This is a genomic window from Paenalcaligenes hominis (assembly GCF_011927625.1).
GTDB classification, from domain to species: Bacteria; Pseudomonadota; Gammaproteobacteria; order Burkholderiales; family Burkholderiaceae_B; genus Paenalcaligenes; species Paenalcaligenes hominis.
In genome coordinates this window covers 192,210-205,939 of the sequence record NZ_JAATIZ010000002.1, presented here as the reverse complement: position 1 = coordinate 205,939, position 13,730 = coordinate 192,210, and the positions used below count along the sequence as shown (strand labels likewise).

11 protein-coding genes are annotated in these 13,730 nt (G+C 49.3%); 7 read left to right on the top strand and 4 right to left on the bottom strand.

Annotated features, from left to right (window positions below; all coding sequences use genetic code 11):
* The first annotated feature begins 51 nt into the window (after positions 1–51).
* Positions 52–885, top strand: coding sequence for a transglycosylase SLT domain-containing protein (locus tag GGR41_RS04970; protein WP_167660924.1), 834 nt, complete (start codon positions 52–54; stop codon positions 883–885).
* Here the strand turns inward: GGR41_RS04970 and GGR41_RS04965 are convergent.
* Positions 882–2,039 (bottom strand): pyridoxal phosphate-dependent aminotransferase, encoded by a 1,158-nt coding sequence (locus GGR41_RS04965; protein WP_167660923.1) that lies wholly within the window; start codon positions 2,037–2,039, stop codon positions 882–884. The genes GGR41_RS04970 and GGR41_RS04965 overlap by 4 nt on opposite strands.
* A gap of 53 nt (positions 2,040–2,092) precedes the next feature.
* Here GGR41_RS04965 and GGR41_RS04960 point away from each other — a divergent pair, with 53 nt between their 5' ends.
* The 3 genes from GGR41_RS04960 (at position 2,093) to GGR41_RS04950 (ending at position 6,041) form a co-directional block, all read left to right on the top strand.
* Positions 2,093–2,983 (top strand): hypothetical protein, encoded by an 891-nt coding sequence (locus GGR41_RS04960; protein WP_167660922.1) that lies wholly within the window; start codon positions 2,093–2,095, stop codon positions 2,981–2,983.
* 110 nt (positions 2,984–3,093) lie between these two features.
* Positions 3,094–5,388 (top strand): NADP-dependent malic enzyme, encoded by a 2,295-nt coding sequence (locus tag GGR41_RS04955; protein ID WP_167660921.1) that lies wholly within the window; start codon positions 3,094–3,096, stop codon positions 5,386–5,388.
* Between the two features lie 188 nt (positions 5,389–5,576).
* Positions 5,577–6,041, top strand: a complete 465-nt coding sequence (locus GGR41_RS04950) for a barstar family protein (protein WP_077734611.1) — start codon at positions 5,577–5,579, stop codon at positions 6,039–6,041.
* Here the strand turns inward: GGR41_RS04950 and GGR41_RS04945 are convergent, their stop codons facing one another.
* A complete protein-coding gene (locus tag GGR41_RS04945) occupies positions 6,042–6,788 on the bottom strand; it encodes a 16S rRNA (uracil(1498)-N(3))-methyltransferase (protein WP_167660920.1) in 747 nt (248 codons plus the stop codon).
* Positions 6,789–6,953: 165 nt separating this feature from the next.
* Between GGR41_RS04945 and tkt the strand changes: the two genes are divergently transcribed.
* From tkt to GGR41_RS04930, 3 genes are read left to right on the top strand one after another with little or no spacing between them, the layout of a single operon-like run.
* Complete coding sequence (gene tkt / locus GGR41_RS04940; protein WP_167660919.1) at positions 6,954–8,999, top strand: transketolase; 2,046 nt, start codon at positions 6,954–6,956, stop codon at positions 8,997–8,999.
* Between the two features lie 13 nt (positions 9,000–9,012).
* The gene (gene gap, locus GGR41_RS04935; RefSeq protein WP_167660918.1) at positions 9,013–10,029 is read left to right on the top strand and encodes a type I glyceraldehyde-3-phosphate dehydrogenase; all 1,017 of its coding nucleotides are present in this window, start codon (positions 9,013–9,015) and stop codon (positions 10,027–10,029) included.
* 54 nt (positions 10,030–10,083) lie between these two features.
* Positions 10,084–11,280 (top strand): phosphoglycerate kinase, encoded by a 1,197-nt coding sequence (locus tag GGR41_RS04930; protein ID WP_167660917.1) that lies wholly within the window; start codon positions 10,084–10,086, stop codon positions 11,278–11,280.
* 46 nt (positions 11,281–11,326) lie between these two features.
* Here the strand turns inward: GGR41_RS04930 and GGR41_RS04925 are convergent, their stop codons facing one another.
* Positions 11,327–12,688 carry an MATE family efflux transporter gene (locus tag GGR41_RS04925; protein ID WP_167660916.1) on the bottom strand — a complete coding sequence of 454 codons (1,362 nt, stop codon included), beginning with the start codon at positions 12,686–12,688 and terminating at the stop codon, positions 11,327–11,329.
* A gap of 1 nt (position 12,689) precedes the next feature.
* Positions 12,690–13,526 (bottom strand): NAD-dependent epimerase/dehydratase family protein, encoded by an 837-nt coding sequence (locus tag GGR41_RS04920; protein ID WP_167660915.1) that lies wholly within the window; start codon positions 13,524–13,526, stop codon positions 12,690–12,692.
* Positions 13,527–13,730: the final 204 nt, after the last annotated feature.

The following is a 13,730-nucleotide window of genomic DNA, read 5'->3' as shown; positions in this document are numbered from 1 at the left end:
GGGGGCGTTAGGGGTATGATCAGTTTAATTCATTATAGAGGAATAAGGGCTATGTCTAGTGTAGGCCACCCGTGGATCAACCGTAGCCTGCAATTTGTGCATTCACGGCTCGGTGAATTTGTTCACTTATGTGCCATTTATTTAGGAATAGCAGTACTGGTAACTATTGCTGCAGGCGCAGCGGTTCCCACTATCCGTGATCAAGCCAAGCATATCTACGAAGTCGTCGTCGAGGCGTTGCGTCCCGAGGTCATGAGCCGAGGTGAATACGTGACCCTAGGTTGGCTATTGCACAATAATGAAACGGAAGGGGTGGTAATTAATAAAGACGGAGACACTCAGGTCACTCGGCCTTCGCCTTCGGCTTACACCAGTTTTGCTCAGGTCTTACAGCAGTCGGCAGGAGGGATCAGTATTAACGGGGTCAGTCGTACCCAATTGCATGCATTACGTAGTTATATTTCACGTAAATACAAATTATCTAACGTGATTACGGGTGCGTTAATTCAATTAGCTTATGAAAATGGTCGGGATAAAGATTTGGACCCATTGCTAATTTTGGCTGTAATTGCGATTGAATCAACCTATAACCCTTTTGTAGAAAGCCATGCAGGTGCACAAGGCTTAATGCAGGTAATGACACGTGTGCACCAAGACAAGCTTGAAGGCTACACCGAAGGCAACTTGGCTGTGTTTAGCCCTGTGGCTAATATTCGCGCTGGCACACAGATTTTGTATGATTGCAAACGTCGTCGCGGGTCGGTTACCGGCGCCTTAGCCTGCTATGTAGGAGCCACCGGCCCCAGCGATGGGGGGTATGGGGCAAAAGTACTGGCCGAACGCCGCCGCATTGCATTGGCGTCCGGAATAGCTGTTAAAGACTAAGCCAAAAATTTACGCATCCGCTCAATGGCCTCTTCGAGGCGTTCCATGGTGGTGGAATACGAAAAGCGCAGCATTTTTTGTGCATAGGTAGGCCCAAAGTCCATGCCGGGTACGGCGGCGACATGCGCTTGGTGTAAAAGCTGTTCTGAAAACTGATGGCTATTAGGGCTATGGGCAGACACATCCGCATAAATATAAAAAGCACCATCAGGGGTGACTGGCACGGCTAAGCCTAACGAGGCAAAGGCCGGTAACAAGAAGTCACGACGGGCTTTAAAGGCCAAACGACGCTGCTCGTAAATAGCTAAGGCGTCGGGTTCAAAACAAGCTAAGGCGGCATGTTGCGCTAGCGAGGGCGCACAAATTGATAGACTGGCAGCTAGTTTTTCCATAGCAGGAATAATTGCGCTAGGGGCAATCAACCAGCCCAAGCGCCACCCCGTCATGTGAAAGTATTTGGAAAAACTATTAATAACGATTAAGTTTTTGTCTATACAAAGGGCGCTCTCGGGTTTGTCCTCGTAGTAAAGCCCTAGGTAAATTTCGTCCATAATCACAAAACCGCCACGGGCTTTAACGGCGTGGATGAGGGCTTCGAGATCGGCTTTAGCGATAGTCGCGCCAGTTGGATTGCTAGGCGACGCAATCAACACACCACGCGTTTTATCGGTCCAGTGTGTGGCGATATCGGTGGCTGTAAGGTGAAAACGGTTTTCAGCAGTGGTGGGAATCAGGCGTGAAACGCCTCCGGCAGCTAAGATGAAATTTTGATTGGCGGGGTATGACGGGTCGGGCATAAGGATCTCATCGCCCGGATTGATCAGAGCAAGCGTTGCCAAACTAAGTGCCCCCGATGCCCCCGCTGTAACCATAATTTGATCTGGATTCACCTGGGCATTGAAGTGTGTGCGGTAGTAGTCACAAATAGCTTGTTTGAGTTCAGGAGTGCCTGATGGCGCCGTGTATTGTGCCTTGCCCGCGGATGCCGCTCGGTTCAGTGCTTCTACTACGGATGGGGGCGCAGTAAAATCAGGTTCACCAATACCAAGGCTAATAATATCGTTGCCTTGAGCAGCTAAAGTGTTTGCTTCTTTAAAGAGTTCTACAGCATGGAATGGCAAAGCCAGCTCCGTGCGATGGGCTAGGCGGGGCATACTAAACAGGTCTCATTATTTAATTGTGAATGAAATATATCCGTGGAGGATACATGCAGAATCCATCTAGGCGCGCTTTTTTAGGTGGTAAAGCGCCCGAGTTACAACCTTGGGATCAGTTTTTGTTGGCGCTAGGACGTAAAACGCAGGGTAGCATTCGGACGTTGGGGCCGAACTCGCAGCAAGCTTTGTGCACCGCACAGCAAAGCACAGATATTCATCATGCTCGTCAATTATGCCAGACATTTGGGGTAAAGCTGTATGTGGGCCAAGACCTAATCCCTCATGAAGCCGATTTAGCCCCCTCACTCTGCTTGGATTTGTCGTATTTAAACCAATTAATGCCAGTGAATAACAAGGGGAATCAATGGTTTATGCAGGCAGGCGTCACCATGGCTCAACTACGAGAAATTGGCTTTACCATCCCCGCAGATATCCCTGACGCCCTGTGGGTGGCGCAATGGTTAGGAAGCCCCCATTATCAGTCCTACGCACTGCAGCATTTGGCTCACAGCGGGCTGGTACATGCTTCATTACTGATGGCCGATGGGTCCGTAGGTAGCTTAGGTCCTTTCGGGGTTGAAAATACCAAACCGTTAAACACCGCGACATTACGCGCGGTGATACCGCAGTTATTTCAACTCGCTCATTCAGAGTGGGCTCAGCCGCTTTCTGTATCCGAGTGGCCAGCCACTTATCGTCTTGATATATTCAATACATCAAACCCTTCACTCAATCTTGCCCATCTCCTCTTAGGTGCAGGACAAGACCTAGGTCTGTTAGAGTGGGTCGTTATGGATCTCACTGTTTGGCAAGCCGCACCACGGCGCTCCTCTGTCCCTCTCATTGAGCCTAAGACCTTAATTTATGCTCAAGAGCTTGATGCGGCAGTGAAAAAGGTGTTTGATCCCACTGAGCTTTTTATAACGCTGCGTTACTCATAACTTTTTCTTTTATATGCTGTGCTGCAGCATGGACATGTGTGGTTCAGCGAGTAGAATAGCTATTCCATTTTCTAAACAATCAGCATTACTCTTGTAGGATAGTTGTCGTCATGGATGAAAATCTGCGTAAAGCCGCGCTGGAATATCACGAACAGGGGCGCCCCGGTAAATTATCGGTTACGCCCACCAAGCAATTAGCTAACCAACGCGATTTGGCGCTCGCCTACTCGCCCGGTGTGGCCGCTGCTTGCGAGGAAATTGTGGCTGACCCACAAAATGCGTACCGTTACACAGGCCGAGGCAATTTAGTCGGGGTCATCACAAACGGTACCGCTGTGTTGGGCTTGGGTAACATTGGTGCTTTAGCCTCCAAACCTGTAATGGAAGGCAAAGCCGTATTATTTAAAAACTTTGCTGGTATTGATGTGTTTGATATTGAGATCAATGAAACCGATCCAGATAAACTCGTCGATATTATTGCGGGCCTAGAGCCAACCTTTGGTGGCATTAACCTCGAAGACATCAAGGCGCCCGAATGTTTCGAGGTTGAGCGCAAGCTGCGTGAACGCATGAATATCCCAGTCTTTCACGACGACCAACATGGCACCGCTATTTGTGTGGCTTCTGCATTCCTAAACGGCTTATCAGTGGTTGAAAAAGACCTAAAGACAGTCAAGGTGGTGGTATCAGGCGCGGGTGCTGCGGCGTTAGCATGTCTAGATCTGATGGTAGATCTCGGTTTACCTCTTGAAAATATTTGGTTAACGGACATCGAAGGGGTGGTTTTCCAAGGCCGCACCGTATTGATGGACGAAAAAAAAGCCCAATACGCTCAAGCCACAGAGGCGCGTGTATTAGCCGATGTGATTGCCGATGCCGATGTGTTTTTAGGCTTATCAGCAGGTGGGGTCTTAAAGGCGGAAATGGTGGCACAAATGGCACCACGTCCTTTGATTTTGGCTTTAGCCAACCCTACTCCTGAAATTCTGCCTGAAATTGCTCATGCTGTGCGCGATGACGTGGTCATGGCGACAGGGCGTTCCGATTACCCCAACCAGGTTAACAATGTTCTTTGTTTTCCTTATATTTTCCGCGGTGCTCTAGATATCGGGGCCACTACCATTACACGTGGTATGGAAAAAGCCGCCGTGCATGCAATTTGCCAGTTAGCACGCGAGGAACAAGACGAGTTAGTAGCCGCGGCGTATGGGCTCGAAGACGTAGAGTTTGGGCGCAACTACTTTATCCCTAAACCGTTTGATTCCCGTCTTATTTCCCGCATTGCACCCGCTGTGGCTCAAGCTGGTATGCTCGAAGGGGTAGCAACACGTCCTATTAAGGATTTTGGCAGCTACACCTACCAGTTGCAGCAATTTATGCACCGTTCTGGTGCGTTTATGAAGCCAATTTACGGTATTGCTAAGGGCTTAGTTAAAGACGGCGCAAAGTCACGCATTGTATTTGCCGAAGGGGAAGACGAGCGCGTATTACGTGCGGTACAAGTGGTGGTGGACGAACAATTAGCCAAACCTATTTTGGTAGGCCGTCCATCTGTCATTGAGCAACGTATTGCACGCTATGGTTTGCGCCTACGTCCGGGTATTGATATTGAAATCACTAACCCCGAGCAGGACGATCGTTTTAATACGTATTGGCAAGCCTATTGGGAGCTACGTAGTCGCGATGGCGTAACCAAGGAAATGGCACGCGTCGAAATGCGACGTCGTTTCACTTTGATTGGCGCCATGATGGTGCATCTAGGCGAAGCAGATGGCATGATCTGCGGCACGGTTGGCACTTATGCAAATCATTTGCGTTATGTGGATGAGCTCATTGGTAAAGCCCCCGGTGCCAAAACCTACGGCGCGATGAATATTTTAGTATTAGGCGAGCGCACCGTTGCCATTGCGGACACCCACGTTAATGACAACCCCACCGCAGAGCAAGTGGCAGAAATTACGATTGCTTCGGCACGCCGCATGAAAGAGCTTAGTCTGGTACCTAAGGCCGCGTTGTTGTCGCGCTCTAATTTTGGTACAGAGGTCACCCCTTCTAGCACCAAAATGCGCGAGGCATTAGACCTAATTCGCCAGTGGGAGCCAGACCTCGAGGTAGATGGTGAAATGCATGGCGATTGCGCTTTAGACGAAGAAATGCGCAAAAGCATTTTGCCTAATACTACCTTATCTGGTTCAGCTAACTTGTTGGTTTGCCCCAACGTCGATGCAGCAAATATTGCCTATAACCTGTTGAAAACAGACCGAGGTGGTAACGTTGCCATTGGGCCATTTTTACTAGGCGCGAATGCACCCGTCAGCATTTTAACGGCGACTTCATCAGTGCGCCGTATCATCAACATGACGGCCTTAACTGTGCTCGAGGCAAATACGAAGTACGGCGGTTAACCAACCCTCACTCCTAGGGTGCTGTGCATAAAAAACAGCACTCTAGACCATTCCGTGTTCTGTGCTTGCCTAAAGCAGCGAAAATAGATTAAAAAAGCGACTTTAATTAGTCAATAGAAAGAACTCAAGCAGGATTCAACCACCATGATTAAGCAACTCATTATTCACACTATTCTGGAGGCAAGGGAATGAGCCAAGCTACGCTGCAAGCTTTACTGCAGAATGGAGGTCTCATCGAGGCCACCGAGTCCCAGCAGGACGGGATTTTTGCTTTGGCACAAGCGGCCGATATCACTTCTGTTACGGTAGAGTGCGATCGTGCTCGTAGCCGCTCTGCTGTGCTTCGCGCTATCGTCAAAGCCGTTGATTTTCCCGAGTTTTTCGGCAACGATCTGGATGCCTTATACGACTGTTTGTGCGATACCGTTTTAGATCAAAAAACCGGCTTGTATGTCTGGTTTAATAAATTACACACTGGCGATCCGGCATTAGCTGATGACGCCCAAGCGATTATTAGTGTATGCAATGATGTGGCAGATTTTGCCAGTAACAAGGGCCGCTATTTTGCTTATACCGTGATTCACGCCGGCAAGCATCCCGACCCTGATCCAGGCATTGCGCCCACCCCCTATTCGGGCACATCCGAAGACTAATCACTCGATCCAGCCCAGTTGGCCGCGTATTGCGCCCACTAAGGCGATAGCAGCGGTTTCGGTACGTAAAACACGTGCTCCAAACCGCATAGAAATAGCGCCTGCATTGAGCGCTATTTTCTTTTCTTCGTCCGACCAGCCACCCTCGGGCCCGATTAATAGGATCCAATGAGAGCGTTGCTGTGCGGTGGCCTGGCGGATAGCGTCTGGGAAGTGCTGGGGGGCGTCGGGGTCACAAAACAGCAGTAAATCGTCTGGTTGTAATGATTGGCACAGCTGTTTTAGGGTGGCTAAGGGCTCTACCTGTAATAGCTGATTGCGTCCGCATTGCTCACTCGCTGATTGTGCAATACGCTGCCAATGTTGTAGCCGTTTTTCTAAGCGTTCACCTGAAAGCTTTAAGGTACTGTATTGGGCGGCAATAGGCTGTAGCGCATAGGCGCCCATTTCTACTGATTTTTCACAAATCCAGTCCATCTTATCGCCCGTAGCGAGCCCTTGAGCAATAGTCAAACGTAAAGGCAGCTCGCGCTCAATAGGCGTGAACGTCAAAATATGAGCGCGTACCTGTTTGCCTTCATAATGAATTTGGGCATTGAATTCACCGCCTTGGCCATTAAATAAGGTGATATGGGTTTGGTCGGCTAGTCGCAAAACACGCTGCATGTAATGAGCGAGCTCTTTCGGTAAATCGAGGGTGGCCTGAGGTTCGATGGCATAGGGGTAAAAAAAACGGGGCAAACTCATAGTTGTATAAATACAAAGTAAAGGGGGTAAAAAAGGAGTAGAACAGCGAGTGGATTCGTTGAGAGCGATTTGTATTGCTCAATAATGCTAAAATCAAAGACTTTAGAATTTCTGATTGATTTAATGGGTTTGGCAATACGCTTATTACCCCCTAGAGAGCATTTCATGGATCTTCCTCCTTCCACCGCAAAGACTATGGCTAACGCAATCCGTGCATTAGCTATGGATGCCGTTCAATGTGCTAAATCCGGTCACCCCGGCGCCCCAATGGGGATGGCTGAAATCGCCGAGGTAGTATGGAACCGTCACCTAAAGCATAATCCTCAAAACCCTAATTGGTTCGACCGCGACCGTTTTGTTTTATCTAACGGTCATGGCTCTATGTTGATTTATGCCTTGTTGCATTTAACTGGTTACGACTTACCCATAGAGGAGTTGAAAAACTTCCGCCAGCTGCATTCACGTACTCCTGGTCATCCCGAGGTAGGCTACACAGCAGGGGTAGAAACCACCACTGGACCATTAGGCCAAGGCCTAACAAATGCGGTGGGCATGGCGTTAGCTGAAGCCCTATTAGCCAAGGAATTCAATCGCCCTGACTACTCGATTATCGATCATTTTACCTATGTTTTTATCGGTGATGGATGCCTTATGGAAGGCATCTCCCACGAGGCGTGTTCCTTAGCTGGTACGCTTAAGCTCTCTAAGCTAATTGTGCTCTACGATGATAACGGTATTTCTATTGATGGTCAGGTCGAGCCGTGGTTTAGTGATGATACGCCTGCACGCTTTCGCAGTTACGGTTGGAATGTAATTCCAGCCGTAGACGGTCACGATGCCGAAGCCGTTAACGCGGCAGTCAATCAAGCCAAAACCTATGCAAATCAACACCAAGGGCCTACTTTAATCTGTTGTCGCACTGTAATCGGACAAGGTTCCCCCAATTTAGCTGGCTCTGAAAAATCACACGGTGCGCCATTGGGCGATGCAGAGATTGCACTAACTCGTGCCGCCATAGATTGGCCACATGCACCGTTCGAGCTGCCTAGCGAAGTCTACGAGCAGTGGGATGCCAAAGCCCGTGGGCAACAGGCCGAGTCCGAGTGGAATACACTGTTTGCTGCGTACCAAGCCGCCTATCCCGAGCTTGCCGCTGAACTCATCCGTCGTATGGCGGGCGAATTGCCTGCTAATTTTGATGCGTTGGCCCAAGACTTCATTGCCGCCACCAACGCCAAGGCCGAAACCGTTGCGACACGCAAAGCCTCGCAGCTCGCGATTAGTGCCTTAGCCCCTGAAATCCCTGAAATGATAGGTGGTTCGGCCGACTTAACGGGTTCTAATTTAACCAACTGGCCTGGCGTGGAGCCACTACGTGTAGGCAAAGACGGCATTCAGTTTGGTCGTCATATTAATTATGGTGTGCGCGAGTTTGGTATGGCCGCGGTCATGAACGGGATGGCCTTGCACGGTGGTTATGTGCCATTTGGTGGCACCTTCCTGACCTTCTCTGATTACTCACGCAATGCTATTCGTATGGCTGCGCTTATGAAACAGCGCGTTATCCATGTGTTTACGCACGACTCTATTGGTTTGGGCGAAGACGGCCCCACCCACCAATCTATCGAACACGCGACAAGTTTACGTTTAATCCCTAACTTGCACGTGTGGCGTCCTTGCGATACCACTGAAACGGCTGTGGCTTGGGTTCAAGCCTTGGCTCGTCCACAAAGTGTTGGCCTAGCTGTTAAACAGGGTGGGCCAAGCGCGTTATTGCTTTCACGTCAAAATCTACGTTTTGTCCCCCGTGATCAGGCCACGATAGCCGCCATTGCTAAAGGGGGCTATGTGTTGGCAGATGTCGAGCAGCCCCAGGTTATCCTCATCGCAACGGGTTCCGAGGTAGAGATTGCTTTAGATGCTCAGGCTCAGTTGTCCGATAAAGGCATTGCTGCGCGTGTGGTGTCTATGCCTTGTACTAATGTATTCGACGAGCAAGATGCTGAGTGGCGTAATAGCGTACTATTACCCGGTGTTCCCCGCGTGGCTATCGAGGCAGGGTCTACCACTGGCTGGTATAAATATGTAGGTTTAGATGGTGCCGTTATTGGTTTAGACACCTATGGGGAGTCTGCTCCGGCTGGCGCATTATTCGAACATTTTGGCATTACAGCGGCTCAGTTAGTCAAAGCCGCAGAGCAAGTTCTGTAAAGGAGATACATACATGACCATTCGTGTCGCTATTAACGGTTACGGTCGTATTGGCCGCATGACACTACGTGCCCATTACGAGTACGGTAAAAAACACGGTATTGAGATCGTCGCCGTTAACGCCCCTGGTCAAGATGTCGTCGCACGTCATCTTACGCGCTATGACTCAGTTCACGGACGCTTTAATGCGGATGTCGAGCTAACGGAAGACAACCAGTACTTAGTTGTTAATGGTGATCGCATTCGTTTGTTGTCCGAGCGCGATCCCACTAAACTGCCTTGGGGCGAGCTTGATGTGGATGTGGTGCTTGAATGTACCGGTCGTTTTACCACCAAAGAAGCCGCAGGGGCGCACATACAAGCCGGTGCTAAAAAAGTCTTGATTTCTGCTCCGGGTGGAAAAGACGTCGATGCAACCATTGTGTATGGCGTCAACCACGACACGTTGAAAGCCAGCGATACGGTTGTATCTAATGCCTCATGTACCACAAACTGTTTAGCGCCCTTAGTCCAGCCGCTACATGACGAGCTAGGTCTAGTGAATGGCTTAATGACAACCATTCATGCCTATACCAATGATCAAGTGCTCATTGATGTGGCGCATAAGGACTTACGTCGTGCCCGTGCGGCAGCAGAAAGCCTTATCCCCACTAAAACCGGAGCCGCCGCCGCAGTGGGGCTGGTGTTACCCGAGCTAAACGGCAAGTTAGACGGTTACGCTGTACGTGTGCCTACTGTGAACGTTTCCATGGTGGATCTAACCTTTGTGGCTGCACGCGCTACGGATGTCGAAGAGGTAAACCATATTCTTAAAACAGCCGCTGAAGGGCGCCTAAACGGGGTCTTAGCATACTGTGACGAGCCATTGGTTTCTATTGATCACAACCACAGCACCCCATCCAGTATTGTCGATTCTTTATTAACTAAAGTATCGGGCAACTTGGTTAAAGTCGCTGCTTGGTATGATAACGAATGGGCTTTCTCTGTTCGTATGCTCGATACGACTGCAGCCATGATGTCTGCAAAATAATCCTTTTCTGTTTTAGGCGGGGCTTGCCCCGCTTTTATTTTGTCTAAAGCAACCATGAGTACATCGATTACGACTTTGGCCGAGTTAGCGGCCGCCGGCCAACTTAAAGGCAAGCGCGTTTTTATTCGTTCCGATTTAAACGTGCCCTTAAGTAAAGGTGAAATTACTGAAGATACACGCATTAAAGCGTCGCTACCTGCGATACGTATGGCACTCGATGCTGGCGCAGCGGTCATGGTCACTTCGCATTTAGGACGTCCTAAAGAAGGCGTAGTGATGCCTGAAGACTCACTCGCTCCTGTGGCTGAGCGCCTTTCTAAAATGCTGGCTTTGCCTGTGCCCCTACGTCGTGATTGGGTTGATGGGGTTGATGTAGCGCCCGGTCAGGTAGTGCTGCTTGAAAATTGCCGTTGTAATGTGGGCGAAAAAGCCAATGACACAACCTTAGCTAAAAAAATGGCTGCTTTGTGTGATGTATATGTGAACGATGCGTTTGGTACCGCGCACCGTGCTCAAGCCACTACCGAGGGTATTGCTCGTTTTGCACCGGTAGTGTGTGCGGGGCCACTGTTAGCAGCAGAACTAGAGGCACTAGGACGTACCCTAAAAGACCCAGCTCGTCCTTTGGTCGCGATAGTAGGGGGTGCAAAGGTCTCCACTAAATTATCCATCTTATGTGCTTTGGCTGACAAGGTAGATCAGTTGATCGTTGGTGGTGGCATCGCCAATACATTCATGGCCGCAACGGGGCAACCAATTGGCAAGTCGTTGGCTGAGACGGATCAAATTGATGAGGCCAAAGCGGTATTAAAGCAAATGGCGGCGCGTGACGCAGCAGTGCCGGTACCAACGGATGTGGTCTGTGCTAAAAGCTTTTCGACCGATGCAGTGGCTACCACCAAAGCGGCTGCAGAGGTAGAAGATGACGACTTAATCCTAGATATTGGTCCCGAGTCTGCTCAACAGCTTGCAGAGATTTTACGTAATGCCGGCACGATTGTATGGAATGGTCCAGTGGGTGTGTTTGAGTTTCCGGCCTTTGCCAGTGGAACGCGTACCATTGCGAATGCGATTGCCGATTCAACCGCTTTTTCCATTGCTGGTGGGGGGGATACGCTAGCGGCCATTGCCAAGTTTGGTATTGCCGATAAGGTCGGGTATATATCCACAGGTGGCGGGGCTTTTCTTGAGTTTTTGGAAGGCAAACGCTTACCTGCCGTAGCGGTACTAGAGGAACGTGCTTTAGCGTAATGCCTCTTTCAGCTGGGTAAAGATAAAAGGCTAAGCCCTAGTGTGCTTAGCCTTTTACGTTATAGGATGGGAGTGACTTGGGTGACAGCGGAGTTAACCGCTTTAATAGCATAGGATAATACAAAGCCAGTACGACAGCACGTATTGTAATGTAGACCACTAAGGCCACCCAAAGGCCACGATTACCATAAAGCGCGCTCCACCAGGTACCCAAGGCAATTAAAACAGCTAAGGCCAATACCGTGGCATTGCGCATGGCGCGACTTTGCGTCGCTCCGATAAAAACCCCATCAAGCTGAAAGGCGGCAAACGACACAACAATATACAAAGCCGCATAAGGCAGGTGTTGGATAGCCAACTGTTGAACGTGGTGGTCTTGGCTTAGCCAAGGGATGGTGTAGGAACCGCTCGCATAGATCCCCACCCCCAATAAAGCAGCGGTAATGGCTGCTAAAACAGTGGTACGGCGCACTTCCGTTTGAAAGCGCTGTTTATCGACGGCCCCATAGGCTTGACCTGCACGCATTTCTGCCACGTTGGCATAGCCATCCAAAAAGAAAGCAGATAAGGTAATGAACTGCAAGAGTAAATGGTTCGCCGCCAAGGTCTCGTCGCCCAGCTGTGCGCCTTGTTGCGCAAACCAAGCAAAACCACTGATCAGGGCAAGGGTACGCACCATAATGTCGCTGTTGACATGCACTAAGGCCCAAAGCTTTTTGCGGTTTAAAATGCGGTTTTTTAGTGCTACAACACGGGCCTTGGGGTAACGAATGCCCATTTTCTTTAAGACCCAATATAACGCAAAAAAAACAGTAATCCATTCGGCACAGACCGTGCCTAAAGCAATCCCCTTTACCCCTAGACCAAAGCCCAGTACAAAAATGACATTAAAGAGAATATTTAATCCATTTAATAATAGTTGTACGGCTAATAGGGTGCGAGTCCACCCCATGCCAATTAAAATGCCAAGTAAAGCAAACGTGGTTAAGGTGGCCGGGGCGCCCCAAATACGTAAATAAAAATAGCTTTGTACGCGTTCGTTGACATCGTTGCTGGCGCTTAGGGTAGTCGTAGCCACCCAGCCTATAGGCTGTTGTAGCAGGATAAGGGCTAACCCAATCGCCACAGCAATAAACAAGGTTCTAAATACCAAAGCATGCAGTTCTTGGTGGTGTCGTGCCCCAGCGGCTTGAGCAATAAACCCAGTCGTCCCCATGCGTAAAAAGCCAAAGCCCCAGTACACAAAACTAAAAATTAATGAGGCAAGTGCAATAGCACCTAAGTCACTGGCTGTTCCTGTTTGTCCAATCATGGCGGTATCGACTAGGCCAAGAATAGGCACCGCAGCATTGGCTAAAATAATAGGAAAAGCCAAGCGTAGCAAATCAAGATAGGGTTTAACCAACATGCTAATGAGCTAAATAATCATCAATGACGGCGTCATAGCCAGCTAAGGTTTGAGGGTAGGTAAACGTGAAACCACTTAACAGTAAGCGTTGATTGCAAAAATGTTTAGACTCGTAGGGGATCTGGGCATCAAGCACTGGAGCGGGTACACCTAACCGCGCGCTACTGTGCAAATACAGTTGACGTAAAGGTAATGGGGTACTGTCGGTAGCTACATAACATAGCTCTGGGTTAGGGTGCTGCAAGAGATGAGCACACGCGCGAGCAGCATCATCGACATGGATACGGTTGGCGTAATTATCCATGGCCGGATTAATGCGCATGGTTTGATTCGTTAAGCGCTCAAAAACCATAGTGCGTCCGGGGCCATACAACCCACTAAAGCGCAAAATTACTAGCTTGTCGCCTAACTGTTCAGTCAGATAGCGTTCTGCTGCTTGAATGGCCTGACCCGAAAACGTCGTGGGTTTTAGCAGGGAAAATTCATTCTGTGGCACAGGATCAGGGCCGTAAACCGAGGTGCTCGAAATAAAAATAAAGCGTTGCAATGCCGTTTGGTCGATGGCGTTAATCAGATTTTTTAGGCCTTGTTCATACACGGCTTGGTAGGACTCAGCGGTGCGACTGTTCGGCGTTACGCTATAGACTACGTGGCTTGCTGAGGGTAGAGCAGACAATTGATTTGGCTGGGTAACATCGGCGTTAAAAACGTGATTAAAGCCAGGGTGAGCTGGTTCGTGTCGCTTTAATGCAATGCGGTGCCAGGTGTCGCAAGGTAAATAAGCTGCACAGCGCTGGGCAATGTCTCCTGCGCCAACCCAAAGTAAGGTGTTTTGCATAGGTGTCTCAAGAAATAAAAAGCAGCCTGAGTGTAGGCCAATTCATACGATGTGATTAGGGCATAGTATGACAGCTTGAATAATGAAATGAGAAATCAGGCTGCAGTACCTGTGTGCAAGACGTCGCTTGTGTTGGCCTGCGCACATAGTGTGCTCAGTGTAGAATAGAGGCTTAGCTATATACTTATCTGTTTTTTGTTTTAG